This is a genomic window from Streptomyces sp. NPDC059853, assembly GCF_042731495.1.
Classification (GTDB): Bacteria; Actinomycetota; Actinomycetes; order Streptomycetales; family Streptomycetaceae; genus Streptomyces.
Map to the genome: position 1 here is coordinate 1 of NZ_JBHWJL010000054.1, position 25,162 is coordinate 25,162.

Sequence of the window (25,162 nt, forward strand, 5' to 3'; positions counted from 1 at the left end):
GCGGGCGCGGGGCCCGCGCCGCGCCCCGCCCGCCCGGCGCCGGTCGAGGTCGCGGGCCCGGTCGCGGGCCCGGTCGGCGAGGAGCTGGGTGACGGCGCCCACGGTGGGGTTGGTCGCGGCGATGCGCTCCAGATGGCTGTCGACGACGTCGGCGGCGGCGATCTCGCCGCGCGCGACGGCGCGGCCCAGCTCGGCGGCGGAGCGGGACCACAGGGGTGCGGTGGTGTCCATGGCGGTGCGGGATCCTTCCCTACTCGTTCCGATGCGCTTGTATCGGTTCGCGGGCCGATCGTACGCTGGGTTGCGATGCACACGCATCGGAATAACGGAGCGCCACGGAAGGCGGACCCATGCCGCGACAGGTCGACCACGAGGCCCGACGCCGCACCATCGCCGAGGCCGTCTGCGCCCTCGCGGACCGCGACGGCCTGGAGGGCGTCACCCTGCGCGACGTCGCCGAGGAAGCAGGCGTCTCCATGGGAGCCGTCCAGCGCTGCTTCCGCACCAAGGACGAGATGCTGGTCTTCGCCCTCACCCACGTCAGCGAGCAGGTCGCGGCCCGCATCCGCCAGGCCGGCGGTCTGAGCCGCGTCGCCGCCGAGATCGCCCTGCTGACCGAAGGCCACCGCGCCCAGGCCCGGGTCTGGCTCGCGTTCGCCGCCCGCGCCGCCGTCAGCCCCCCGCTGGCCGCCGTCCTGCGCGCCCACTACGCCGAGGCCCACGCCCTGCTGACCCGCCGCATCGCGGCCGGCGGCGACGGCGACCCGGACGGCGCCGGTGACGCGGCGGAACAGGCCCGTACGCTGCTCGCCCTCGCCGACGGCCTCACCGCCCACGTCCTCATCGGCCACCTCACCCCCCGCGCCGCCCAGGCCGTCCTTGACCACCACCTGGCCACCACCCAGGCCCGCTGACCCGTCAGCGGCGCAGCACCGTCTCCCGGCCCATCCGGGCGAGCTTGCGCGGATTGCGCACCGCGTACAGACCGGTGATCCGGCCGCCCGCCACCTCGATCGCCAGCACCGTGTCCAGCGCGCCGTCCAGCCGCATCGTCAGGGCCGGACGCCCGTTCACCTCGGCCGGACGCAGCGCCCCGGCCAGCAGGTCGCGGCGGGCGACGAGCAGCCGGGCCACCTTGCCCGCCCCCACGACCGGACGCGGCACCGCCCGCCGGATGCCGCCGCCGTCGCCCAGCAGCACGACATCCGGGGCGAGCAGATCCAGCAGCCCCTGGAGGTCGCCGCCCTCCGCCGCCCGCCGGAACGCCTCGACCGCGTCGCGCCGTTCCGCCGCCGACACCGCCTCGCGCGGGCGGCGGGCCGCCACATGGGCCCGCGCCCGGTGCGCGATCTGGCGCACCGCGTCCCGGCTCTTGCCGACCGCCTCGGCGATCTCGTCGTACCCGACGTCGAACACCTCGCGCAGCACGAACACCGCCCGCTCGGTCGGCCCCAGCGTCTCCAGCACCAGCAGCATCGCCATCGACAGGCTGTCCGCCAGCTCCACGTCCTCGGCCACGTCCGGCGCGGTCAGCAGCGGCTCCGGCAGCCAGGAGCCGACGTACGACTCCCGGCGCCGGCCCAGCGTGCGCAGCCGGGTCAGCGCCTGCCGGGTGGTGATCCGCACCAGATACGCGCGCCGGTCGCGCACCGCTCCGAGGTCCACCCCCGCCCAGCGCAGCCAGGTCTCCTGGAGGACGTCCTCGGCGTCGGCGGCCGAGCCGAGCATCTCGTAGGCGACGGTGAACAGCAGATTGCGGTGGGCGACGAACGCCCCGGTGTGCTCGTCCTGTTCGCCGCTCACCGGCTGCTCCCGCCTGCTCGGGTCCAAAGCTGTCACGCGCATCAGACGCCGCGGCGCCCGCCGCTGTGACAGCCGCGCACCGTGGCACAGGTCACAGCGGCGCCCTGTCACGGCGCGGCACCGGGCGGCATCTGGTGGATGTCGGCGTCACCGCGCCGCCCCGAGAGAGGACGAGATCATGGACACCGGATTCTCCCTGTTCGACACCGAGATCGGCACCCGGTTCGCGAAGCGGTTCGCCAACGCCGCCGCCGTCGTCCACCAGGCGTCGCTGCCGTACACCACGCGGGAACTGGTGTCGCTGCGCGCCAGCCAGATCAACGGCTGCGGCCACTGCGTCGACATGCACACCAAGGAGGCCGCGGCGGCCGGCGAGAGCGCGGTCCGGCTGCACCTGGTCGCCGCCTGGCGCGAGTCCACCGTGTTCACCGACGCCGAGCGGGCCGCGCTGGCGCTCACCGAGGAGGGCACCCGCCTCGCCGACGGCGCGCCGGGGGTCTCCGAGGCCACCTGGGCGGCGGTGCGCGAGCACTACGACGACGATCAGACCGCCGCGCTGGTCTGCCTGATCGGCCTGATCAACGCGGCCAACCGGATGGCGGTGATCACGCACCAGAAGGGCGGCTCCTACGAGGCGGGCATGTTCGCCGCCGCCCTCGGCTGATCCCCGCCCCCGTCCGGGCCACCGCCGCGTTCGTGATCGGCGGGTGGGCGGGCGGGGCCGGTGCGCGGGGGATGTTCCCGCCGGCCGGCTGCCGGGCGCCGCGTCTCAGACGGTGCCGGGCAGCCGGTAGCGGCCGTCCGGGAGGCGTTCCACCAGACCGTCGGTCAGCAGACCGGTCAGGGCGCGGGCCCGCTGCTCCGGGTCGTGCCACACCGCGTCCAGCACCGCGCGCTCCACCGGGCGGTGCGACTCCCGCAGGACGGCGAGCAGTTTGCCGCGTACCTGACGGTCCGTCCCCGCGTACGTCTGGCCCCGGCGCGGCGGGCCCTCGTGGGCCGGGGAGCCCGCGCCGCGCCAGGCGCACAGGTCGGCGATCGGGCAGCCGCCGCACGACGGTGTGCGCGCCGTGCACACCAGCGCGCCCAGCTCCATGGTCGCCGCCGCCCAGCGCGAGGCCGTGGTGTCGTCCTCCGGCAGCAGCGCCCTGGCCAGCTTGCGCTCGGCGGCCGTCGTGGCGTTCGGCGGGTACTGGGTGCCGCTCACCGCACGGGCGAACACCCGGCGGACGTTGGTGTCCAGCACCGCGTGCCGCTGCCCGTACGCGAAGGAGGCGACCGCCGCCGCCGTGTACTCCCCGACACCCGGCAGCGCCAGCAACTGGTGGTGGTCCTTGGGGACATCGCCGCCGTGCCGTTCCGCTATGGCGGCGGCGGCCCCGTGCAGCCGCAGCGCACGGCGCGGGTAGCCCAGGCGGCCCCAGGCGCGGACCGCCTCACCGGCGGCCTCCGCGGCCAGATCGGCCGGGCGCGGCCAGCGGGCGAGCCACTCCTCGTACACCGGCAGCACCCGGTTCACCGGGGTCTGTTGCAGCATGAACTCGCTGACCATGACACCCCACGCCCCGGCTTCGGGCCGGCGCCAGGGCAGATCACGGGCATGCTGGTCGAACCAGTCGATGACGGGGGAGTGGAGGGCGGTCGGTCCGGCTTCTGGCGTCGTCGTGCTCGTCGCAGTCATGGCACACCGATCCTGGCATGTCCGGGGCACGGCTCCCAAGCGCCCCCGCCGTTTCGTCCCCCTGCGGGCTAACCGGTTGATACCCAATGGTGCCCTGGCGTACGACCGGTGAGGCTCCGGAGGGGGCCGGCGTCTCGTAAGGTTTCCGCGTGGGATCTCTGCGCACTCCTGTCGGTCCGCTCCCCTCCTCCATCTACTGGCGGCGGAGGGCCGTTGTGCTGCTGGTGATCGTCCTGGTGGCGGTGCTCGCCTTCTGGGCCACCCGCTCCGGGGGCGGCGGCTCGCAGAACACCGCCGGGGGCGACGACGGTTCGGGCCCCGCGCCGTCCATCACCCCCGGGCCGACCGCCAGCGAGTCCCTCATCGACGAACGCCCCGGCGGCCGCGAGGAACCGGGGGAGTGGGAAGCCGGCGACGGCGGCTCGGGTGACGCGCAGGACACCGGCGGGGCGGACGGCTCCGACGGTGCGGAAGGCGACGGCGGCGACGGCGAACCCGGTGTCCCGGGGGACACCGACGGCGACGGCGGCAGCGGCGGCGCGGACACCGACCCCGACCGGGGCGGCGGCGGGACCAGCGGGGCCGGACTGCCCGCCTGCGGCACCGGCGCGGTCACCCTCGCCCTGCGCAGCGCCGAGAACGCCTACCCGCCCGGCGACAAGCCCGAACTGCGGCTCACCGCGCGGAACGCGTCCGGCGACTCCTGCGCCCTCGACTTCGGCCACGGCTCCCTGACCCTCACCGTCGCCGACAGCGACGACGACGAGGTGTGGTCATCGGCGGTATGCCCCACCGGCCGCGCCAGCCACCTGGTCGCCGTCCCGGCCGGGGACAGCGCCACCCACACCGTGCTGTGGGACCGGCGGCACAACGCGGACGACTGCGACAGCGGCGAACCGGGCGCCCCGGCCGCCGCCGGGACCTATGTCGCCGAGGCCGCCCTCGACGGCTTCCCCGTCGTCAAGACGTCCTTCCGGCTGGACCAGGACTGAGCGCCGGCCCCGGCGAGCCCCGGCCTCAGACGTAGCGCTCCAGGATCGAGGACTCGGCCAGCCGGGACAGGCCCTCGCGCACCGAACGCGCCCGGGTCTCCCCGACCCCGTCCACCGCCTGGAGATCGTCCACGCTCGCCGCCAGCAGCTTCTGCAGCCCGCCGAAGTGGTCCACCAGCCGGTCGATGACCAGCCCCGGCAGCCGCGGCACCTTCGCCAGCAGCCGGAAACCACGCGGCGACACCGCCCCGTCCAGCGCCTCAGGCGAGGCGCCGTGGCCCAGCGCCCGCGCCACGATCGGCAGTTCCAGCAGCTCCGCGTGGGTGAGCGCGTCCAGCTCGGCCAGCGCGGTGCCCACCCGCCGCGAGCGCTTGCCGCCCGCGCCGCCGGCGGCCTCCGCACCGCCGGCCGCCGACTCCGGCAGATAGTCGCGCACGATCAGCTGCCGCTCCGGCTCCACGCCCGCGATCAGCTCGTCCAGCTGGAGCGACAGCAGCCGCCCGTCCGTGCCCAGCTCCACCACGTACTCGGCGATCTCGGCCGCGATCCGGCGCACCATCTCCAGCCGCTGCGCCACCGCCGCCACGTCGCGGACCGTGACCAGGTCCTCGATCTCCAGCGCCGAGAGCGTCCCCGCGACCTCGTCGAACCGCAGCTTGTACCGCTCCAGGGTGGCCAGCGCCTGGTTGGCCCGGGACAGGATCGCCCCCGAGTCCTCCAGCACCCGCCGCTGCCCGTCCACGTACAGGGCGATCAGCCGCATCGACTGGCTCACCGACACCACCGGGAAACCCGTCTGGATGGAGACCCGCTGCGCCGTACGGTGCCGGGTGCCGGTCTCCTCGGTCGGGATGCTCGCGTCCGGGACCAGCTGCACCCCGGCCCGCACGATCTTGGTGATGTCGCGGTCCACGATCACCGCGCCGTCCAGCTTGCACAGCTCGCGCAGCCGCGTCGCCGTGAACTCCACATCCAGCACGAAGCCGCCGGTGCACAGGGATTCGACGGTGCGGTCGACGCCGAGCACGATCAGCCCGCCCGTGTTCCCCCGCAGGATGCGCTCCAGGCCGTCCCGCAGCTGGGTGCCGGGGGCCACCGCGCTCAGCGACGCGCGCAGCAGTCCGTCCGCGGAACCTCCCCCGGCATGCCCGGCCCTGCCGGGACCCGCCGGCCGGTCGCTGGCTGCCATCTCTTCCTCCGGTGACGAAACCGCTTCAGTCCGGATGAGTCTACCGGCGCGCCTGTGCCACCCGTTCTGACGCTCCGCGCCCGGCCCGCTCGCCGTCCTCCGGCTCCGCGCTCCGCGAGCGGCGCGGCGCACGCGGCAGCACCCGCAGCGCCTCCCCGATGTCGGCCACCTCCAGCACCCGCATGCCGGCCGGCGCCTCCCCCGAGTCCGCCGGGACCAGCGCGTGCGTGAACCCCAGCCGGGCCGCCTCCGCCAGCCGCCGCTGCACCCCCGTCACCCGGCGCACCTCACCGGCAAGACCCACCTCACCGATCGCCACCAGGTTCTTCGGCAGCGGGCTGTCTCCCGCCGCGCTGGCCAGCGCCAGCGCCACCGCCAGATCGGCGGCCGGCTCGGTCAGCCGCACCCCGCCCACCGTCGCCGTGTAGATGTCGTTCTTCCCCAGCGAGGTGATCTGCCCGCGCTGCTCCAGCACCGCCAGCATCATCGACACCCGGCTGTTCTCCAGACCGGAGGTGGTACGGCGCGGGGACGGGATCTGGGTGCTCACCGTCAGCGACTGCACCTCCGCCACCAGCGGGCGCCGCCCCTCCAGCGTCACCGTGAGGCAGGTGCCGGGGACCGGCTCGTCGCGCCGGGTCAGGAACAGGCCCGAGGGATCGGCGAGCGAGGTGATGCCCTGGTCGTGCAGCTCGAAGCAGCCGACCTCGTCGGTGGCGCCGTAGCGGTTCTTCACCCCGCGCACCAGCCGCAGCCGGGCGTGCCGGTCGCCCTCGAAGTGCAGCACCACGTCGACCAGATGCTCCAGCAGCCGGGGCCCGGCGATCGCCCCGTCCTTGGTGACATGCCCCACCAGCAGCGTCGCCATCCCGCGCTCCTTGGCGGCCCGGATCAGGGCGCCCGCCACCTCCCGCACTTGCGCCATCCCGCCCGGCGCGCCGTCGATCTCGGCCGAGGCGATGGTCTGCACCGAGTCCAGCACCAGCAGTGCCGGCTTCACGGCGTCCAACTGGCCGAGCACCGAGCCCAGATCCGTCTCGGCCGCCAGATACAGCTCCTCGTGGAGCGCGCCGATCCGGTCGGCGCGCAGCCGCACCTGCCCCGCCGACTCCTCGCCGGTGACGTACAGCGTGCGGTGCTCGGCCGAGGCCGCCTTGGCGGCCACGTCCAGCAGCAGTGTCGACTTGCCCACCCCCGGCTCGCCCGCCAGCAGCACCACCGCGCCCGGCACCAGACCGCCGCCCAGCACCCGGTCCAGCTCCGGCACCCCCGTGCTGCGCGCCGTGACCCGCTGGGTGTCGACCTGCCCGATCGGCACGGCGGGCGTGGCCACCCGGGCGACCGCCGCCGTGCGCACCGCCGGAGCCCCGCCCACTTCCTCCACGGTGCCCCACGCCTGGCATTCGGGGCAGCGGCCGAGCCACTTCGCGGTGGACCAGCCGCACTCCGTACACCGGTAGGCGGGGCGATCAGATTTACGAGCCATGCGACGACCGTAACCCCAGGCACCGACAGCGCATCCGGGCCCCGCGTCACCCGTTAGGAGGAATCTCGCGCCGGTCGGGGCCTGGTGTGCCCGTCGGCGGCCTACCGTCGCCAGGTAATGAACAGCTGCCCCGAGCGTTCCCCACGCACCACGACGCGCGCCCGCCCCACCGCGGCGGCGGGCGCTCATCGCGTTCCCCGCCGTCGGGCGGCGGCGGACAGCGGCCCCGACCGGCGCGACCGGCGGCCCCGCTCAGGCCCGGCGGCCTACGACGACGCGCACCTCGACGGCCTGTTCACGTACTGCCTGTCCATCATGTGCGAGCACGACACCGCCACGGCCGCGCTCGGCGAAGCGCTGGCCCTCGCCCAGCGGCAGCACGACCGCGGGCGGCGGCCCACCGCCCCCGGCCAGTCACGGGCCTGGCTGTACGCGCTGGCCCGGTGGAGCTGCCTGCGGCGGCTCGCGGCCCAGCGGGAGGCCGGCGGCCCGCCGCAGCCGCGCGCCGCGGGCACCGCCGGGGCGGACGCGCAGCTGCGCCGCCGCGAACTGGCCGCGCTGGCCTGGCCGGAGGCCGCAGGCACCACCCCGGAGCAGCGCGAGGCGCTGGAGCTGGCGGTGCGTCACCAGCTGTCGCCGGCCGAGGTGGCGCTGGTCCTGCGGCTCTCGGTGGACGCGGCGACCGCCCTGCTCACCAGCGGGGCGTGCGAGGTGGAGCGCACCCGCGCCGCGCTCGCCGCGGTGGACGTCGGCGGCTGCGCCACCGTGGGCTCGCTGGCCGGCGGGGACCGGCTCATGCTGCTGCGGCCCGGTCTGCGCCGGGAGCTGGTGGGGCACGTGGACGGCTGCCCGGTGTGCCGGCGGGCGGCGCAGCGGGCGATGGCCGGGGTGACCTGGCCGGGCACCGCGCCGGGCGAGGCGCGGCTGACGGTGCTGGCCGCGCCGCGCGCCGCCGTGCACGCGGCGCTGCTGGTGGTGGAGCGGGCCCGGGCGCAGTACACACCGCGGTTCGACCGGGCCGGTTTCCCGCTGACGGAGAAGGACCGGGCGGCGCGCCGGGAGCGGCTGCGCAGCCGGGCGGTGACGACGACGGTGGTGGCCACGGTGCTGGCGGCGCCCGCGCTGGCGCTGTGGGCGGCGTACCGGGGCGCCCCGGTGACCGGCGAGGCGAGCGGCCAGGACGCGTCGGCCACCGAGGACGACCGGGGGCTCGGCGCCGCGGGCGGCGACGACTACGCGTACGAGAACACCGGCCGGTGGGAGGAGTCCCCTCCGGCGGACGCGGAGGACGGGCGCGGCCCGGCCGGCGAGGCCACCGAAGAGGCGGACGGCACGGACCGGGACGAGCCCGCGCCGGACGAGGACACCGGACCCGATACGGCCGCGCCGTCGCCGGACGGCCGGGGCGGCCGGGGCGACGGGGGCACGCGCCCGGCGCAGCCGGGCCGGCTGACGGTGGACGCGGTGTCCACGGCGCGCGGCACGGAGATCACCCTGACCGCCTCGGGCGGCGCCCCGGTGCGGTGGAACGCGGTGTGGTCGGCGCAGTGGCTGGCGCTGAGCGCCACCTCGGGCACGCTGGAGCCGGGGGAGTCGGTCACGCTGGTGGTGACGGTCGACCGGGACCGGGAGCCGTCCGGGCCGTGGCAGGGCCGGATCACCATCGAGCCGGCGGGCGCCACCATCACCATCGAGGGCAACGGCCCGGCCTCGCCCGAGCCGTCCGAGCCGCCGCCCACCGAGGAGCCCGCGCCGGAGCCGACCGACCCGGCGCCGTCCGACCCGCCCCCGGCCGATCCCTCGCCCACCGACCCGGTCTGACCGGCGCGCCGTGCGGTGCGCGGGTGCGGTCCGGCTCAGCCGGCGGGCAGCGGGGCGCCGGTCAGATGGTGCTGGACCACCGGCGCCAGCTGACGGACCAGGGTGTCCGGATCGGTGGTGGCCAGCGGCGGGATCCTCAGCACGTACCGCAGCAGTACCGTGCCGACCAGCTGGGCCGCCGCCAGTTCCGTGCGCAGCTCCGCGTCCTCGGCCGGCAGCGACCCGGCCAGCCGGGACAGCAACTGGCCGGCGATGAACTCGCGGAAGATGCGGGCCGCCGTCTCGTGGGTGAGGGCCGAGCGGACGACGGCGAGCAGCGGGGTGCGGGTCGCCGGATCCTCCCAGACCCGCAGGAAGGCGCGGGTGAACTCCTCCCCGATCCGGCCGGGGTCCAGGGGGCCGAGCGCGGTGATCCGCTCGGCGACCGGCCCCGCGGTCACCGCCACGGCGGCCGAGAACACCCCCTCCTTCGTGCCGAAGTAGTGGTGCACCAGCGCCTGGTCGACCTCGGCGCCGCGCGCGATGGCGCGTACCGACGTCTTCTCGTAGCCGCGCTCGGCGAACAGTGCGCGGGCCGTCTCCAGGATCCGCTCCCGGGTGGCGGGGCCGCGCTCCGCGCCGCTCCCGGCCGGCCGCCCGCGCCGCCGGCCCGCCGCCCGCGGGGCACCCGGCGCGGCGGAGTCGTCCGGGGCGGCGGTGGCGGCGGGGGTGGCGCCGTCCTCAGCGCCGGACATCGCGCCCGCCGGCCCCGGCCCGCAGATGCATCCGGGTGAAGGCGAGCGCCTCGGCCAGATCGGCCTCACGCTCGGCGGCCGACATGGCGCGCCGGGTGTTGACCTCCACCACCACATGGCCGTCGTAGCCGGTGGCGGCGAGCCCGCGCAGCAGTTCGCCGCAGGGCTGGGTGCCGCGGCCGGGCACCAGGTGCTCGTCGCGGCCCGAGCCGCTGCCGTCGCCGATGTGGACGTGCCCGAGCCGGTCGCCCATCCGGGCCGCCATCGCCAGGGCGTCGGTGCGCGAGGTCGCGGCGTGCGAGAGGTCGAGGGTGAAGTGCCGGAAGTCCTCGTCGGTGGGGTCCCAGCCGGGCGCGTACGCCAGCATCTCGCGGTCCCGGTACCGCCAGGGGTACATGTTCTCCACCGCGAATCTGACATCCGTCTCGTGGGCCATCCGCCCGACGCCGGACACGAAGTCGCGGGCGTACCCGCGCTGCCAGCGGAACGGCGGATGGACGACCACCGTGCTCGCGCCCAGCCGGTGGGCGGCGTCGCGGGCGCGCAGCAGTTTGCGCCAGGGGTCGGTGGACCACACCCGCTGGGTGACCAGCAGGCAGGGTGCGTGGATGGCGAGCACCGGCACCCCGTACCGGTCGGACAGCCGGCGCAGGGCGTCGATGTCCTGGCTCACCGGGTCGGTCCACACCATGACCTCGACGCCGTCGTAGCCGAGCTTGGCGGCTATCGCGAAGGCCGACGCGGTGTTCTCCGGGTACGCCGAGGCGGTCGACATCGCGACCTTCGTCCCCGGATTCGCCTGGTGTGCCACGCGCACCAGCCTAAAGGGCCCGATTCCTTGACGGCGGCAGCCCCGCACCCCATTATTCATCGCATGATGAATAAATCGGCGCAGGACCGGGGCCCGTCGGTACGGGCCGCCGGTCTGACCGTGGTGCGCGGCGGGGCCCGGGTGATCGACGGCCTGGACTTCACCGTCCCGCCCGGCAGCGTCACCGGGCTGCTGGGCCCCTCCGGGTGCGGCAAGACGACGCTGATGCGCGCGATCGTCGGCGCGCAGGCCCGGGTGAGCGGCACCGTCGAGGTCCTGGGCCGGCCCGCGGGAAGCCCGGAGCTGCGGCACCGGCTGGGGTACGTTACCCAGGACCCGTCCGTATACCGCGATCTGACCGTGCGGCAGAACCTGGACTACTTCGCCGCCGTGCTCGGCATCCCGCGCCCCCGGCGGGCCGCGGCGGTGGACGGCGCGCTCACCGAGGTGGATCTCGGCGCGAAGGCGGACACCCTGACCGGGGCGCTCTCCGGCGGCCAGCGCTCCCGGGTCTCGCTCGCCGTGGCGCTGCTGGGCACCCCGGAACTGCTGGTGCTGGACGAGCCCACGGTCGGACTCGACCCGGTGCTGCGGCGCGATCTGTGGAACCTGTTCCACCGGCTGGCCGCCGAGCGGGGCACCACGCTGCTCATCTCCTCGCACGTGATGGACGAGGCCGACCGCTGCCACCGGCTGCTGCTGATGCGCGAGGGCGCGCTGCTCGCCCAGGGCAGCCCGGCTCAGCTGCGGGAGGCCACCGGCAGCGCCACCATCGAGGGCGCCTTCCTGCGCCTGGTCGACCGGGCCGCGCGGCCGGAGACCGCGCGCCGGGACGGGGGCGGCGGACGTGACCGGAGGGAAGAACACGAGGGCCGCGCGGGCCATGAAGGATGCGACGGTCGCCCAGGACACGACGGCCGCGCGGGACACGAAGGATCCGAGGGAGACACCGCCGCATGAGCCCCGCCCGTACCCTCGCCACCGCCCGCCGCGTCCTGCGCCAGCTGCGCCACGATCCGCGTACCGTCGCCCTGCTGCTGCTCGTCCCGGTGCTGCTGCTGACGCTGCTGTACTACGTCTTCGACAACCGGGCGGCGGAGTTCGACCGGATCGGATCATCCCTGCTCGGGATCTTCCCCATGCTGACCATGTTCCTGGTGACCTCCATCGCCACCCTCCGCGAACGCACCTCCGGCACCCTGGAACGGCTGCTGGCCATGCCGCTCGCCAAGGCCGATCTCCTCCTCGGCTACGCGCTGGCCTTCGGCGCCCTCGCCGTCCTCCAGGCCGGACTGGTCACCGGCCTCGCCGTGTGGCTGCTCGGCCTCACCGTGGCCGGCTCCCCCTGGCTGCTGCTGCTCGTGGCCGTCTTCACCGCGCTGCTCGGCACGGCCATGGGACTGTTCGTGTCCGCCTTCGCCGCCTCCGAGTTCCAGGCGGTGCAGTTCATGCCGGCCTTCGTCTTCCCGCAACTGCTGCTGTGCGGCCTGTTCACCCCGCGCGACACCATGCAGCCCGCGCTGGAGTACGTCTCGAACGTGCTGCCCATGTCGTACTCCGTCAACGCCGCCCAGCAGGTGCTGGAACACCCGGGCGTCACCGGCCACTACCTGCGCGACCTGGGCATCGTCGCCGGTATCGCGCTCGGCGTCCTGGTCCTCGGCGCCGCCACCCTGCGGCGGCGCACCCCCTAGCCCCGGCCGGCCGCGCCCTCCGGCGGCCCCTGGGCGCCCTCCGGCCGCCGGTCCGCCCCGTTGCGCATCCCGTCCAGCCGGCGCAGGATCACCCCCTCGCGCAGCGCCCACGGGCAGATCTCGACCGACTCCACGTCGAACAGGTCGAGCGCCGCCTCCGCCACCACCGCCCCCGCCAGCAGCTGCGGCGCCCGGCCCTGCGAGACACCCGGCAGCGTCGCCCGCTCCGCCGCCGGCATCACCGTCAGCTTCGGCACCCACGAGCGCAGATCGGCGCGCCCCAGGTCGCGCCGTACGTACAGCCCCTCCGCCGCCCGCGCCGCGCCCGTCAGCCGGGCCAGCTGCCGGAACGTCTTCGAGGTGGCCACCACCCGGTCCGGCGGCCCGAAGCGGGTGAAGTCCCCCACCACCTGCGCGATCTCGCCGCGCACCTGGCGGCGCAGCGCCTTCACGTCCGACGCCTCCGGCGGGTCCCCCGGCAGCCCGGCCGCCGTCAGCCGCCCCGCGCCCAGCGGCAGCGACACCGCCGCGTCCGGCGCCTCGTCCACCCCGTAGGCGATCTCCAGCGATCCGCCCCCGATGTCGAACAGCAGCAGCCGCCCCGCCGACCAGCCCAGCCAGCGGCGCGCCGCCAGGAACGTCAGCCGCGCCTCGTCCGCGCCGGACAGCACCTGGAGCGTGACGCCCGTCTCCCGCGCCACCCGGTCCAGCACCACGTCCGCGTTGGTCGCCTCGCGCACCGCCGAGGTCGCGAACGGCAGCAGTTCGGCGACGCCCTGGTCCTCGGCGACCTCCAGCGCCTCCTTGACCACCTGGATCAGACGCTCTATCCCGACGGTGTCGATCGCACCCCCGTCGTCCAGCAACTCCGCCAGCCGCAACTCCGCCTTGTGGGAGTACGCCGGCAGCGGGCGCGCACCCGGATGCGCGTCGACGACCAGCAGATGGACCGTATTGGAACCCACGTCGAGAACACCGAGCCTCATGGGGGGCAACGCTACCCGGGCCCCTTACCCTGGCGTGGTGGCAATGACGAAGAGGGCGAAGGCGGGCAGAACCGTCAGGCAGCTCGATGGGGCACGGCGGCGCGCGGCCGGTGACGAGGTCGCACTCGACCACCCCCGCGCATGGGTGGAGTTCCCCGACCCGGCCGACGCCGAACAGGTCTTCCGGTGCGATCTGACCTGGCTGACCTCGCGCTGGCACTGTGTGTTCGGCAACGGCTGCCAGGGGATCCGGGCCGGCCGCGCCTCCGACGGCTGCTGCACCCTGGGGGCGCACTTCTCGGACGAGGAGGACGAGGCGCGCGTCGCCCGGCACGCCGCCCGGCTGACCCCCGAGACCTGGCAGTTCCACGCCGAGGGCACCTCCGAACGCGGCTGGGTGCAGCTCGACGACGACGGCGAACGGCAGACCCGGCGCCTGGACGGGGCGTGCATCTTCCTCAACCGCCCCGGCTTCGCCGCGGGCGCCGGCTGCGCGCTGCACACCATGGCGCTCGCCGAGGGCCGCGAGCCCCTGGAGACCAAACCGGACGTGTGCTGGCAGCTGCCGGTCCGCCGCACCTACGAGTGGGTGGAGCAGCCCGACGGCGAACAGCTGCTGTACGTCTCGATCGGCGAGTACGACCGGCGCGGCTGGGGGCCCGGCGGCCACGACCTGCACTGGTGGTGCACCGGCGCCCCGAGCGCGCACGGCGCGGGACGGCCGGTGTACGAGTCGTACCGGCCCGAGCTGATCGAGCTGATGGGCAAGGAGGGGTACGCCGAGCTGGCCCGGCTGTGCGCGGAACGGCTGGCCGTGCACGCCGCCGTGCCCCCCGGCGTACGCCCGCTCCCGCTGCTCGCCCCGCACCCGGCCGACCCCGCCCCGGGCACGGCCCCTGTGTGCTCCGTCTCGGAATCCGGGAAGACCGTCCCAGCACCCGGGCGAGAGGCGTAGCCTCGACGCAAGCAGCCCGTGTTCTGAAGGAGAGCAGCACCATGGCGACGCTGAGGTCCCGAACCGTCACCCACGGCCGCAACATGGCGGGCGCCCGCGCCCTCCTCAGGGCCGCCGGAGTAGCGCGGGAGGACTTCGGCAAGCCGATCATCGCGGTCGCCAACAGCTTCACCGAGTTCGTGCCCGGCCACACCCACCTCCAGCCGGTGGGCCGCATCGTCTCCGACGCCATCAAGGCCGCCGGCGGCGTCCCGCGCGAGTTCAACACCATCGCGGTGGACGACGGCATCGCCATGGGCCACAGCGGCATGCTGTACTCGCTGCCCTCCCGCGACCTGATCGCCGACTCCGTGGAGTACATGACGGAGGCGCACTGCGCGGACGCGCTGATCTGCATCTCCAACTGCGACAAGATCACCCCCGGGATGCTGATGGCCGCCCTCCGGCTGAACATCCCCACCGTTTTCGTCTCCGGCGGCCCCATGGAAGCCGGCAAGACCACCCTGGTCGACGGCACCGTCCGCTCCAACCTCGACCTGGTGCACGCCATGTCCGAGGCCGTCTCCGACACCACCTCCGACGAGGACCTGCTGCGCATCGAGGAAGCGGCCTGCCCGACCTGCGGATCCTGTTCCGGGATGTTCACCGCCAACTCGATGAACTGCCTGGTCGAGGCGCTGGGCCTGGCCCTGCCCGGCAACGGCTCGGTGCTCGCCACCCACACCGCGCGCAAGGAGCTGTACGAGGCCGCGGGCCGCACCGTCGTGGAGATCACCAAGCGCCGCTACGAGCAGGACGACACCACGGTCCTGCCCCGCGAGCTGGCCTCCCGCGCCGCCTTCGAGAACGCCATGGCGCTGGATGTGGCCATGGGCGGCTCCACCAACACCGTGCTGCACCTGCTGGCGGCGGCCGTCGAGGCCGGTCTGGACTTCGGCCTCGCCGACATCGACGCCGTCTCCCGCCGGGTGCCGTGCGTGTGCAAGGTCGCGCCGAACGGCGCCTACCACATGGAGGACGTGCACCGGGCCGGCGGCATCCCCGCCATCCTGGGCGAACTCCAGCGCGCCGGGCACCTGAACGAGGACGTGCACGCCGTGCACGCCGACTCGCTCGCCGAGTGGCTGAAGAAGTGGGACGTGCGCGGCGGCTCGCCCTCCCCCGAGGCGGTCGAACTGTTCCACGCCGCGCCCGGCTGCGTGCGCTCGGCCGAGGCGTTCTCCCAGTCCGAGCGGTGGGAGTCGCTGGACCTGGACGCCGCGGGCGGCTGCATCCGCGATGTGGAGCACGCCTACTCGGCCGACGGCGGGCTCGCCGTGCTCACCGGCAACCTGGCCCCCGACGGCGCCGTCGTGAAGACCGCCGGAGTGGACGAGTCGATCTGGACCTTCACCGGCCCGGCCGTGGTCGTCGAGTCGCAGGAGCAGGCGGTCGACGCGATCCTCGGCAAGCGGGTCAAGGAGGGCGACGTGGTCGTCGTCCGCTACGAGGGCCCCAAGGGCGGCCCCGGCATGCAGGAGATGCTGTACCCCACGGCGTTCCTCAAGGGCCGCGGCCTGGGCGCCAAGTGCGCGCTGATCACCGACGGCCGGTTCTCCGGCGGCACCTCCGGGCTGTCCATCGGCCACGTCTCCCCGGAGGCGGCCTCGGGCGGCACCATCGCCCTGGTGCGCGACGGCGACACCATCAGCATCGACATCCCGGGCCGGAGCATCGAACTGCACGTCCCCGAGGCCGAGCTGGCGGCGCGCCGCGAGGCGCTCGGCGGCCGGTACGCGCCGGTCGACCGCGACCGCACGGTGTCACTGGCGCTGCGCGCCTACGCCGCGATGGCCACCAGCGCCGACAAGGGCGCGGTGCGCGACGTCACCAAGCTGGAAGGCTGACCCACCACCCGGTCACCCCGCCACCCCGCCCGCCGCGCCCGGCCGTACCCACCGGGCCCGGCGGGCTCACCACGGGACACGTCCCCCGGCCCGGACACGGGCCTGGGCCGTCTCTTGCGGATCTTCGCGGGGCCGCGCCGCCGGCTACGGGGGGCACCTCCCGGCCGAAGGCCGGGGGAACCTCGCCGCGTTGCCGGACTGCCCGGAGGGCACCACCCTGGGGGCACTGCGGCGCCTTGCGAGGCACCGCATCCGACAACGCGGCCCGATCCACGAAGATCCACAAGAGACGGCCTAGAACTCGGGCAGCCGCACCGCGTAGAGCGTGTTCCCCAGCGTCACCACATACGCCCAGCCGTCCAGCAGCACCGGCGCCGGCGCCCAGGCGTCACTGCCGAGCCCCGGCGTGCCCGGGTGCGCCGGGCCCGTCCACAGCGTGCCGCCGTCCGCCGTGCCCACCACCGTCAGCCGGCCCTCGTGGTCCGACAGATACAGCCGGCCGTCCGCGACCAGCGGCTCCGACGCCCCCGACACCCCGGTCCCGGTGCTCCACCGCACCTCACCGGCCGCCGCGTCCACCGCCGTCACCCGGCCCGCCGTGTCCGTCACGTACACCAGACCGTCGTCCGCCAGCACCGCGCGCGGCTCCGCCGGGTGCGGCAGCTCCGTCCGCACCCACTCCCCGCTCGCCAGATCCATCCGCTGCACCGCCACCGACACCGGCAGCTCCGCGTCCCACTCCTCGAAGTACGCGGCCTCCCCGTCCAGGGCGACCAGCTCCAGCAGACTCGGCACCGGCGCCAGCGGGCGCGGGGCGTGCCACTGCTCCCGGCCCGTCCCGTCCAGCAGCATCATCTCCGGGGCCCCGCCGCTCTCCTCGTCCCGGCTCACCGCCAGCAGCCGGTCGCCGCCGGCGCGCAGATCGGTGAGGTACCGGCCCGGCACCTCCCAGGTGCCCAGCCGCTCCGGGCTCTCCTGGGCGTAGAACCGCAGCGTGCTGTCGCCGTTCTGGAGCGCCAGCCGGTCCCCGACGGTCACCAGGTCCCGCAGCTCCGGGGCGTCCAGCTGCCACAGCTCGTCCCCGTCCGCCGGATCGAGCGCGATCACGCCCTTCTCGGAGCGCGCGAACACCGCGCCGCCCGCCTCGGTCGCCGCCGGGGGCCCCATGCCCGTGCGCGGCCCGTTGTACCGCCACCGCTCCGTGCCGTCCGCCGGATCCAGGACGACGGTCCGTATCCCCCAGGCCGAGCACAGCAGCTGTGCCGCCAGCGGACGGCAGCCGAACCCTTCCGTCGGCGCGTCCTGCACCCCGACATCCCGCAGATCCACCTCCCACGGCTCGGTCGCCGGCTCCCCGGCCTCCGTCCCCGAGGCCCCGCCCGACCCGCCCGCCCCACCTGCCCCGGGGGACGCCGGTGCCGTCCCGCCGTCCGTCCACAGCAGCCGGGCCCCCGCCCCGGCCGCCAGCAGGACCGCCACCGCCACCCCCGCCAGCAGCAGCCGGCGCCGCCCGGTACGCGCCCGGACCGGCCGGGGCGCCGTCTCCTCCGCGCCGCCCCCGCCGCCCGGCGCCCGCCACACCGGCGACTCCCGCACCTCGCCCGCCTGCGCCCGCGAATCCGCCCACGCCGCCATCCGCAGCACCGTCGCCACATCCGGCCGCCGCAGCGGATCCTTCGCCAGGCACAGCCCGACCAGTTCCCGCAGCGGCTCCGGCACCGCGTCCAGCACCGGCTCCTCGTGCACCACCCGGTAGGCCACGGCCAGCGGATCGGGCCCCGGCACCTCACCCGTCTCGAACGGGCTGTGCCCGGTCGCCGCGTACGCCACCACCGCCCCCAGCGCGAACACGTCCGCCGCCTGCGTCACCTCCGCCCCACCCGTCAGCTGCTCGGGCGCCATGAACGGCGGCGACCCCAGCACCGCGCCCGTCTCCGTCAGCCGGTGCGAGTCCGTCAGCGCCCGCGAGATCCCGAAGTCGATGACCCGCACCCCGTCCTCGGCCAGCAGCACGTTGCCCGGCTTCAGATCCCGGTGCACCAGCCCCCGCCCGTGGATGTCCCGCAGCGCCTCCGCCAGCTGCGCCCCCACCCGGGCCGCCTCCCGCGCGCTCAGCGGCCCCTCCCGGTCCACCCGGTCGGTCAGCGAGCCGCCCGGGACGAACAGCGTGGCCAGCCACGGCGGATCGCCGTCCGGGTCCGCGTCCACCACCGGAGCCGTGTACGCGCCGCCCACCTTCCGGGCCGCCGCCACCTCCCGCCGGAACCTCGCCCGGAACCCCGGGTCCTCGGCGTACTCACGGCGGATCACCTTCACGGCCACCTGCCGCCCCGCGAGCGTCCGGGCCAGGTACACCACCCCCATGCCGCCGCTGCCGAGGCGCCGCTCCAGCACGTAGTCGCCCAGCCGCTCGGGTGCGGTGCCGTCCGTCATGACCACTCCCCCTGAGACAAGTCGGAACTCACCCTACAAAGGCCAGGAGGGCGCCCGTCATAATCGACACCATGTCCACACCCCTGGCACAGCGACCCCAGCCGGACCCGATCCGTTTCTACGGCACCAGCTGGGTCGATCACTCGCGCGGCTACGGAGCGCGGCGCTTCGTACTCGGCCTGGGCGCCTCCCTGCTGGCAGCCCTCGGCGTGCTGGCACTCAAGCTCGGCTACAGCAGTCTGACCCTCTCGCAGGGCGCGGCCTGGCTGCGCGTGCTGGTCATCGTCGCCTTCGCCGGCTGCACCGCCGTCGCCTTCACCCGCGCCCTGAACGGCTGGACCCGGCCCCGGCCGGCGGGCGAGGACGAGGCCGCCTTCCGCAGCATCAAGATCATCGGCTTTGTGGGGATCCTCCTCGCCTACGCGCTGCGCAGCGCGGTCGAGGCCCCGGGCGAGAAGCTGCGCCGCATGGACTACGAGGCGGCCGTCACCCAGTGGGAACGGCTCACCACCAAGCGGTCCGGCAACCCCTCCCGCAAGCGCGGCCGGGCCGGCGCAGGTGGCAAGCGGCGCTGAGCGGGAAGGGGAGGGCACATGACCGTCTCCAAGGCCACCCTCGCCGCCTCCTTCAACGCCGTCGCCGCCGACTACGCCGCCACCAGGCCCGGCTACCCGGCGGCGCTGTACGACGCGGTCGAGGAACTGGCGGGACGCCCGCTGCACGGCGCCGACGTCCTGGACGTGGGCGCGGGCACCGGCATCGGCACCGCCCCGATGCTGGCGCGCGGTGCCCAGGTGACCGCTGCGGAGCCAGGCCCCGGTATGGCCGCCCAGCTGCGCGCCCAGCTGCCGGACGTCCCGGTCGTACGCGGCTCGGGTGACGCGCTCCCCTTCACCGCGGATTCCTTCGATCTCGTGACCTGTGCCCAGGCATGGCACTGGACGGACCCGGCCCGCTCCGTCCCCGAGGCCCTGCGCGTGCTGCGGCCCGGCGGCGCGCTCGCGCTGTGGTGGAACGTGCCGGACGGATCGGTCGACTGGATCGCCGCGCAGGAACGGCGGCTCCAGCGGCAATGGCGCCAGGACGACGTCACCGAACGGGCCGGCACGCTCATCCAGGACATCGCCCCCTCCCTCAGCCCCCACTGCCGCGAACTGCGCTGGTCCCGCACCGTCCCGCTGGACACCCATCTCGCCTCCCTCGCCACCCACTCCTACATCGCCACCCTGCCCGCCGACCGCGCCGCCGCCCTGATCGAGGCCGAGCGCGCCGCGCTCCGCGACGTCTTCGGGGACGGACCCGTGACCGAGCCGTACGTCGTGCGGCTGACCGCTGTGCGGACACCCGCCTGACGGCCCCGGCCCCCGGTGCACCATGGGGGAATGACTCAGAAGATCGCTGTCCTCGGCACCGGCAAGATCGGCGAGGCGCTGCTCGGCGGCATGCTGCGCGGCGGCTGGGCCCCCGGCGACGTGCTGGTGTCCACGCGGCGCGCCGAGCGGGCCGAGGCACTGCGCGCCCGGTACGGGGTCACCGCCGTCGGCAACGCGGAGGCCGCCAAGACCGCCGACACCCTCATCCTGTCCGTCAAGCCGCAGGACATGGCCGCCCTGCTCGGTGAACTCGCCCCGCACACCCCCGCCGACCGCCTGGTCATCTCGGTCGCCGCCGGCATCCCCACCGGGTTCGTGGAGGAACGGCTCACCGCAGGCACCCCCGTGGTGCGCGCCATGCCCAACACGGCCGCGCTCGTCGACGAGGGCATGACCGTCATCTCCGGCGGCGCGCACGCCACCGAGGACCACCTGGCCCACGCCGAACGCATCCTCGGCGGCGTCGGCGCCACCCTGCGGCTGCCCGAGTCCCAGCAGGACGCCGCCACCGCGCTCTCCGGCTCCGGGCCCGCGTACTTCTACTACCTGGTCGAGGCCATGACCGACGCCGGGATCCTGCTCGGCCTGCCCCGCGACAAGGCCCACGAACTGATCGTGCAGGCCGCCGTCGGCGCCTCCGTGATGCTGCGCGACAGCGGCGAACACCCCGTGGTGCTGCGCGAGGCCGTCACCTCCCCGGGCGGCACCACCATCTCCGCGATCCGCGAACTGGAGAAGCACGGGGTACGCGCCGCCCTCATCGCCGCGCTGGAGGCGGCCCGCGACCGCAGCCGCGAACTGGCCTCCGGGCGCTGAGCCGCCCGGCCGCGCACCCCGCCCGCCCCGCACGGGCGGGCGGGGCACGCCCCGCTCAGCCGGCCACCGGCACCTCCTCCGCCCGGGGCCCGTCCCCGTCACCGCCGCCGTCCCCCGACGCGTACATCCGGGCGATGACGTCCTCGATGTCCGGCTCCCGCAGCGACAGATCCAGCAGCGGATAGTCCGCCGCCACCCGCGCCACCAGCGGCGCCGCGCTCGCCCCGGCCGGGAACGCCAGCCACTGGCGCGGTCCCTCCACCCGCACCGTGCGCGCGCCCTCGACACGGATCGGCGGCTGCTCCCGCTCCAGATCCACCACCAGCTGCCGCTCGCCCGCGCCCGCCTCGTACAGACCGGGCAGCCCGCCGTCGTACACCAGCCGGCCGTGGTCGATCACCATCACCCGGCGGCACAACTGCTCGATGTCGGTCAGATCGTGCGTGGTCAGCAGCACCGTCGTCCCCCGCTCGGCGTTCAGATCACGCAGGAAACCGCGCACCTTCGCCTTGCTGATCACATCGAGCCCGATCGTCGGCTCGTCCAGGTACAGCACCTCCGGATCGTGCAGCAGCGCCGCCGCGAGGTCCCCGCGCATCCGCTGCCCCAGCGACAGCTGCCGCACCGGAACCTCCAGCAGCTCCGCCAGATCCAGCAGTTCGACGCAGCGCTCCAGGTTCTCCCGGAACCGCGCCTGCGGCACCCGGTACATCCGGCGCACCAGCGCGTACGAGTCGCGCAGCGGCAGATCCCACCACAAGGTGGTGCGCTGTCCGAACACCACCCCGATCCGGCGGGCGAGCCGGGTCCGCTCCTGCTGCGGATCGATGCCCGCCACCCGCAGCCGGCCGCCGCTCGGGGTGAGGATCCCGGTCAGCATCTTGATCGTGGTCGACTTCCCGGCCCCGTTCGGGCCGATGTAGCCGACCATCTCGCCGCGCCGCACGGTGAACGAGATCCCGTTCACCGCCCGCACCTCGCTCCTGGTCCGCCGGAACCGGCCGGTCCGCCGCCGTACCCGGAACACCTTCTCCAGATCCTCCAGCACGATCAGCTCATCGCCGGCCGCCGCCGTCTCCCGCGTCCCGTCCATCCCGTCCGTCTCGCTCATGCCCCTCAACTCCCGGTACTCCGATAGCTCCGCACCCCGACCCGCCACAGCAGCGCCGCCAGCGCGCACATCGCGACGGCGACCAGCGGGGAGAGGAAGTCCACCCAGCCGGGCAATCCCAGGGGGTACCCCCGGCCGGAGGCTGGGGGAGGGTCGTCCCGGTCCAGCAGCCGCAGCAGCGGAATCCAGTTCACGAACGCCAGCGGCACCACGTACGTGACTCCGCGCACCAGCTCGGTGCCGTAGATCGTCGGCGGGTACTGGAGCAGCCGGTTGCCGCCGTACGTCACCGAGTTCTGCACCTGCGCCGCGTCCTGCGCCCAGAACTGGAACGCCCCGCCGATCGCCCACAGCGCCCCGAAGATCGCCGCGCCGCAGACGATCACCCCGGCCAGCAGCGCGTACTCCAGCACCGACCAGCCCGGACGCAGCTGGGCGACGGCCCAGCCGAGGACCAGCACCCCCTGCACGATCCGGCCCACCCGGCGCAGCACGAACCGGTCCGCCGCGACCTGTGCGAACAGCGGCACCGGGCGGATCAGCATGGTGTCCACGCTGCCGTCGCGCACCCGGGCGCCCAGCTGGTCCATGTTCCCGAGGAACAGATCGGCCAGGCCGAGGGAGCAGCTGGCGGTGGCGTACATGAGCGCCACCTCGCCGACCGAGAATCCGCCCAGCTGGTCGACGTGCGAGAAGACGATGAGAATGGCGGCGAACTCCAGCCAGCTGGTGAGCGCGTTCCCGAGTGTGGTGAGCAGGAACGAGGCGCGGTAGGTGAGCGTCGAGCGGAACCACATGCCGACGATCAGCCCGTAGCCGCGCAGCCCGTCGAGGACCTTAACCACCCTGCACCACCACGCGCCGGGTCGCCGCCGTCTGCACCAGCCGGCCGAGCAGCAGCAGGGCCACCGCCCACAGCAGCGGGAACAGCAGCACGGCGAACGCCCCGGCACCCGCGTACCGGCCCAGGAGGACGTCCGCCGGGACCTGGAGCAGCGCCGCCCAGGGCAGCCACTGGAGCGCGGTGCCCAGACCCTCGGGGAAGACGGTCAGCGGCATCACCATGCCGGAGCAGAACATCCCGAGCAGATTGCTCACCATGTTCAGCCCGTTGCCGTCCAGCAGCCAGAAGGCCATCAGGGCGACCAGATAGTTGAGCGCGAACGCCACCAGCAGGCCGAGGGCGAGGGCGCAGCCGAAGAGCAGCCAGCGCAGCGGGTCGGTGGGCAGCGCCAGCTCGAAGATCAGCCCGCCGACGACGACCGGGACGACGCCGCGCCCGAGCAACTGGAACACGGAGCGGCCGAGATCCACCGCCAGCCACCACAGCTGGAGATCGACCGGCCGGTAGAGATCGATGGAGATCTCGCCGGTACGGATCCGCTCCTGGAGTTCCTCGCGGAAACCGCCGCCCATGACGGCGGTCGCGGCGAGAAGTCCCTGGCCCACCCATACGAAGGTGAGCGCCTGCGCCTGGTCGTAACCCCCCAGACCGGGGCGCTGGTCCCACAGCGCGATAAACGTGAAGCTCATGAAGAAGCCGAACACCGTATTGGTGAACACTCCGGCCGCCGTGGCGACGCGATACGTCGCATAGCGCCGGAAACTGCTGCCCGCGACAGCGCGGTACAGCCCGGACATCCGCATGTCATGAACCCCCTTTCTTCCGGAGCCAAAACGCCGGAGCCTAGGGGGCGGAAGGAATACGCCGCTACCGAATATCGGCGCTCCGCCGGAACCGGAACCAGCGGCTGCGGGCGCGGCGGTTACGGCCCAGCCGGTGCAGCCGCACCGCCTCCCAGTACGCGGCGTCCAATTCGGCGCTGGAGGAACGCCAGGGGTGACGGGAGTCGAAGCCGGAGCCGGCGGGGCCGGGTGCGGGGAGCGGGGCGGTGAACAGTGAGGAGTCCATGACGCCAGGCTGCGACCGGGGCGGGGCCGGACGCGTATCGATTGACGAGGACCGTCAATCCACTGCCGCACGGGGTGCCGCGCTCCCACAATGGACACCATGGCCGTAGTCATCGACATCGCCGGACTGCCGACCGACCACATCGTCTTCGGCCCCTCGCCGCTCGCCGAACTCGGCGCGGCCCTGCACGTGCTCTCCGAACCGGGGCACCACCCGGCCCGCGCCGAATGGGCGGCGTCGGTGCACTGCGCCCTGCCGGCCGATCTCGCGGACCGGCTGTGCGCGGCGGACTTCCTGTGGCGCTCGACCCGCTCCGACATCCTGCTGCCCGCCGTCCCGGGGCGCTCCTTCGAGGAGGACCTGGACGCGGTGGACGGGATGAGCGACGAGCGGTACGTGGGCGCGGCGCTGGAGATCTCCTGCGCGGCGTGGCGCTACGGGAAGACGGGCGTGGTTTCGCCGCTGACCGATCCGGTGGAGCGGGAGAAGGCGCTGGAGCGGGCGGCGGCGCGCGGTCCGCGCCAGCGGGCGTTCGTGGCACGGCTGCTGGCGGACCCGGCCTCGGTGCGTGCCTGGATCCGGCGGCTGCTGGAGGACTGCTACGAGGTGTTCTTCGCGCGGGCGTGGGACGAGATCCGGCCGCGGCTGGCCGCCGATGCCCGGCACAAGACGGAGCTGCTGAAGCGCAAGGGCCTGGCGGACGCGATGGCGGCGGTGTCGCCCGCCGTGTCGGTGGACGGGCCGGCGGGGCGGCTGGTGATCGACAAGATGTACGAGGGCCGGACGACGGCGCTGGACCCGGAGGCCGGCCCCGGCGTCACGTTCCTGCCGACGGCGTTCGCCTGGCCGCATCTGCTGGTGCTGCACGCGCGCGACTGGCGGCCGGTGATCCAGTACCCGATGGCCGACCCGCAGCAGCTGCGGCACGCGGTTCCGGCGTCGGGGGAGTTGCTGGCCCGGCGGCTGTCGGCGCTGGCGCACCCGACGCGGCTGCGGATGTGCCGGAGCCTGGCGCTGTCCCCGCACACGACGGGCGAGCTGGCGACGTCGCTGTCGATGACCGCGCCGGAGGTGTCGCGCCACCTGGCGGTGATGCGCAAGGCGGGGCTGCTCTCAACGCGACGGCAGGGCCGGTACGTTCAGCACTGCCTGGAGCTGGGGGTGGTGGCCCGGCTGGGCAGCGAGTTCCTGGAGACGGTGCTGCGGTGAGCCGGGCGGGTGACCTCGATTTGACACTCTCTCGGCCCGGTCCGTAAGGTCCTCCGAGTTGCCGCAGAGGGGCAAGTTCTCAGGCCGGGATCCGGATTTGGATCGGGCGGGGGAATCCCTTAAAGTGGTGGACACGCCGGAGGGCGCAAAACTCAAAGGCTTAACTCCCCCCAGCGGGGGCCAAGTTCGAGAAATCGGATGTGGTAAGCTGGGAAACACGAAGGGAAAGCCCGGAGGGGCCCGAGAGGGAACCAAAGGAAGCATCCGTTC

General features: G+C 74.5%; 24 protein-coding genes and 1 pseudogene. 12 read left to right on the forward strand and 13 right to left on the reverse strand.

What is annotated here, in order from left to right:
* Nucleotides 1-231: pseudogene (locus ACFV5N_RS08710) on the reverse strand (indole acetimide hydrolase); the annotation flags it as partial.
* Between the two features lie 119 nt (nt 232-350).
* On the opposite strand from ACFV5N_RS08710, the gene ACFV5N_RS08715 reads away from it, so the two are divergent.
* Nucleotides 351-914 carry a TetR/AcrR family transcriptional regulator gene (locus ACFV5N_RS08715; RefSeq protein ID WP_385595967.1) on the forward strand — a complete coding sequence of 188 codons (564 nt, stop codon included), beginning with the start codon at nt 351-353 and terminating at the stop codon, nt 912-914.
* 4 nt (nt 915-918) lie between these two features.
* On the opposite strand, the gene ACFV5N_RS08720 is transcribed toward ACFV5N_RS08715, so the two are convergent.
* Nucleotides 919-1,845 (reverse strand): RNA polymerase sigma-70 factor, encoded by a 927-nt coding sequence (locus ACFV5N_RS08720; RefSeq protein WP_385595970.1) that lies wholly within the window; start codon nt 1,843-1,845, stop codon nt 919-921.
* A 136-nt stretch (nt 1,846-1,981) separates the two neighbouring features.
* Between ACFV5N_RS08720 and ACFV5N_RS08725 the strand changes: the two genes are divergently transcribed.
* On the forward strand, nt 1,982-2,467 hold the full coding sequence (locus ACFV5N_RS08725) for a carboxymuconolactone decarboxylase family protein (RefSeq protein WP_385595973.1): 486 nt from the start codon (nt 1,982-1,984) through the stop codon (nt 2,465-2,467).
* A 105-nt stretch (nt 2,468-2,572) separates the two neighbouring features.
* On the opposite strand, the gene ACFV5N_RS08730 is transcribed toward ACFV5N_RS08725, so the two are convergent.
* Nucleotides 2,573-3,484, reverse strand: a complete 912-nt coding sequence (locus tag ACFV5N_RS08730; RefSeq protein ID WP_385595975.1) for an A/G-specific adenine glycosylase — start codon at nt 3,482-3,484, stop codon at nt 2,573-2,575.
* A gap of 149 nt (nt 3,485-3,633) precedes the next feature.
* On the opposite strand from ACFV5N_RS08730, the gene ACFV5N_RS08735 reads away from it, so the two are divergent.
* On the forward strand, nt 3,634-4,476 hold the full coding sequence (locus ACFV5N_RS08735) for a hypothetical protein (protein WP_385595978.1): 843 nt from the start codon (nt 3,634-3,636) through the stop codon (nt 4,474-4,476).
* Nucleotides 4,477-4,501: 25 nt separating this feature from the next.
* Here ACFV5N_RS08735 and disA read toward each other — a convergent pair whose 3' ends face one another.
* Both disA and radA read right to left on the reverse strand, forming a co-directional pair.
* Nucleotides 4,502-5,665, reverse strand: coding sequence for a DNA integrity scanning diadenylate cyclase DisA (disA, locus tag ACFV5N_RS08740; protein ID WP_375064778.1), 1,164 nt, complete (start codon nt 5,663-5,665; stop codon nt 4,502-4,504).
* Between the two features lie 40 nt (nt 5,666-5,705).
* The gene (radA, locus tag ACFV5N_RS08745; RefSeq protein ID WP_385595980.1) at nt 5,706-7,151 is read right to left on the reverse strand and encodes a DNA repair protein RadA; all 1,446 of its coding nucleotides are present in this window, start codon (nt 7,149-7,151) and stop codon (nt 5,706-5,708) included.
* A 117-nt stretch (nt 7,152-7,268) separates the two neighbouring features.
* Between radA and ACFV5N_RS08750 the strand changes: the two genes are divergently transcribed.
* Complete coding sequence (locus tag ACFV5N_RS08750) at nt 7,269-8,972, forward strand: sigma-70 family RNA polymerase sigma factor (RefSeq protein ID WP_385595983.1); 1,704 nt, start codon at nt 7,269-7,271, stop codon at nt 8,970-8,972.
* A 35-nt stretch (nt 8,973-9,007) separates the two neighbouring features.
* On the opposite strand, the gene ACFV5N_RS08755 is transcribed toward ACFV5N_RS08750, so the two are convergent.
* Nucleotides 9,008-9,706 carry a TetR family transcriptional regulator gene (locus tag ACFV5N_RS08755; RefSeq protein WP_385595985.1) on the reverse strand — a complete coding sequence of 233 codons (699 nt, stop codon included), beginning with the start codon at nt 9,704-9,706 and terminating at the stop codon, nt 9,008-9,010.
* The gene (locus ACFV5N_RS08760; protein WP_385596015.1) at nt 9,693-10,481 is read right to left on the reverse strand and encodes a sugar phosphate isomerase/epimerase family protein; all 789 of its coding nucleotides are present in this window, start codon (nt 10,479-10,481) and stop codon (nt 9,693-9,695) included. The genes ACFV5N_RS08755 and ACFV5N_RS08760 overlap by 14 nt, the downstream gene beginning before the upstream one ends.
* A gap of 99 nt (nt 10,482-10,580) precedes the next feature.
* Here ACFV5N_RS08760 and ACFV5N_RS08765 point away from each other — a divergent pair, with 99 nt between their 5' ends.
* Nucleotides 10,581-11,477: an ABC transporter ATP-binding protein gene (locus ACFV5N_RS08765; RefSeq protein ID WP_385595988.1), complete on the forward strand. Its 897-nt coding sequence runs from the start codon at nt 10,581-10,583 to the stop codon at nt 11,475-11,477.
* Nucleotides 11,474-12,211 (forward strand): ABC transporter permease, encoded by a 738-nt coding sequence (locus ACFV5N_RS08770; protein WP_385595991.1) that lies wholly within the window; start codon nt 11,474-11,476, stop codon nt 12,209-12,211. The genes ACFV5N_RS08765 and ACFV5N_RS08770 overlap by 4 nt, the downstream gene beginning before the upstream one ends.
* Here the strand turns inward: ACFV5N_RS08770 and ACFV5N_RS08775 are convergent.
* Entirely contained in the window at nt 12,208-13,197 is a 990-nt protein-coding gene (locus ACFV5N_RS08775) for a Ppx/GppA family phosphatase (RefSeq protein ID WP_385595993.1), read from the reverse strand. The genes ACFV5N_RS08770 and ACFV5N_RS08775 overlap by 4 nt on opposite strands.
* A gap of 43 nt (nt 13,198-13,240) precedes the next feature.
* Between ACFV5N_RS08775 and ACFV5N_RS08780 the strand changes: the two genes are divergently transcribed.
* Nucleotides 13,241-14,152, forward strand: coding sequence for a hypothetical protein (locus ACFV5N_RS08780; protein WP_385596018.1), 912 nt, complete (start codon nt 13,241-13,243; stop codon nt 14,150-14,152).
* Nucleotides 14,153-14,193: 41 nt separating this feature from the next.
* Nucleotides 14,194-16,038: a dihydroxy-acid dehydratase gene (ilvD, locus tag ACFV5N_RS08785; RefSeq protein WP_385595996.1), complete on the forward strand. Its 1,845-nt coding sequence runs from the start codon at nt 14,194-14,196 to the stop codon at nt 16,036-16,038.
* A gap of 294 nt (nt 16,039-16,332) precedes the next feature.
* Here the strand turns inward: ilvD and ACFV5N_RS08790 are convergent, their stop codons facing one another.
* Nucleotides 16,333-18,471 (reverse strand): protein kinase, encoded by a 2,139-nt coding sequence (locus ACFV5N_RS08790; protein ID WP_385595997.1) that lies wholly within the window; start codon nt 18,469-18,471, stop codon nt 16,333-16,335.
* A gap of 71 nt (nt 18,472-18,542) precedes the next feature.
* Here ACFV5N_RS08790 and ACFV5N_RS08795 point away from each other — a divergent pair, with 71 nt between their 5' ends.
* From ACFV5N_RS08795 to proC, 3 genes are read left to right on the forward strand one after another with little or no spacing between them, the layout of a single operon-like run.
* A complete protein-coding gene (locus tag ACFV5N_RS08795) occupies nt 18,543-19,046 on the forward strand; it encodes a hypothetical protein (protein WP_385595999.1) in 504 nt (167 codons plus the stop codon).
* 18 nt (nt 19,047-19,064) lie between these two features.
* Entirely contained in the window at nt 19,065-19,823 is a 759-nt protein-coding gene (locus tag ACFV5N_RS08800; protein ID WP_385596001.1) for a class I SAM-dependent methyltransferase, read from the forward strand.
* Between the two features lie 30 nt (nt 19,824-19,853).
* The gene (gene proC, locus ACFV5N_RS08805; protein WP_385596004.1) at nt 19,854-20,660 is read left to right on the forward strand and encodes a pyrroline-5-carboxylate reductase; all 807 of its coding nucleotides are present in this window, start codon (nt 19,854-19,856) and stop codon (nt 20,658-20,660) included.
* 55 nt (nt 20,661-20,715) lie between these two features.
* Here proC and ACFV5N_RS08810 read toward each other — a convergent pair whose 3' ends face one another.
* The 4 genes from ACFV5N_RS08810 to ACFV5N_RS08825 all read right to left on the reverse strand — a co-directional run bounded on the left by ACFV5N_RS08810 (nt 20,716) and on the right by ACFV5N_RS08825 (nt 23,683).
* On the reverse strand, nt 20,716-21,753 hold the full coding sequence (locus ACFV5N_RS08810) for an ATP-binding cassette domain-containing protein (protein ID WP_385596020.1): 1,038 nt from the start codon (nt 21,751-21,753) through the stop codon (nt 20,716-20,718).
* Nucleotides 21,754-21,776: 23 nt separating this feature from the next.
* A complete protein-coding gene (locus ACFV5N_RS08815) occupies nt 21,777-22,568 on the reverse strand; it encodes an ABC transporter permease (RefSeq protein ID WP_385596022.1) in 792 nt (263 codons plus the stop codon).
* A 40-nt stretch (nt 22,569-22,608) separates the two neighbouring features.
* The gene (locus ACFV5N_RS08820; RefSeq protein WP_385596007.1) at nt 22,609-23,418 is read right to left on the reverse strand and encodes an ABC transporter permease; all 810 of its coding nucleotides are present in this window, start codon (nt 23,416-23,418) and stop codon (nt 22,609-22,611) included.
* 64 nt (nt 23,419-23,482) lie between these two features.
* Nucleotides 23,483-23,683, reverse strand: coding sequence for a hypothetical protein (locus ACFV5N_RS08825; RefSeq protein WP_385596010.1), 201 nt, complete (start codon nt 23,681-23,683; stop codon nt 23,483-23,485).
* 99 nt (nt 23,684-23,782) lie between these two features.
* Between ACFV5N_RS08825 and ACFV5N_RS08830 the strand changes: the two genes are divergently transcribed.
* Entirely contained in the window at nt 23,783-24,892 is a 1,110-nt protein-coding gene (locus tag ACFV5N_RS08830; RefSeq protein ID WP_385596013.1) for a DUF5937 family protein, read from the forward strand.
* The last annotated feature ends 270 nt before the right edge of the window (nt 24,893-25,162 follow it).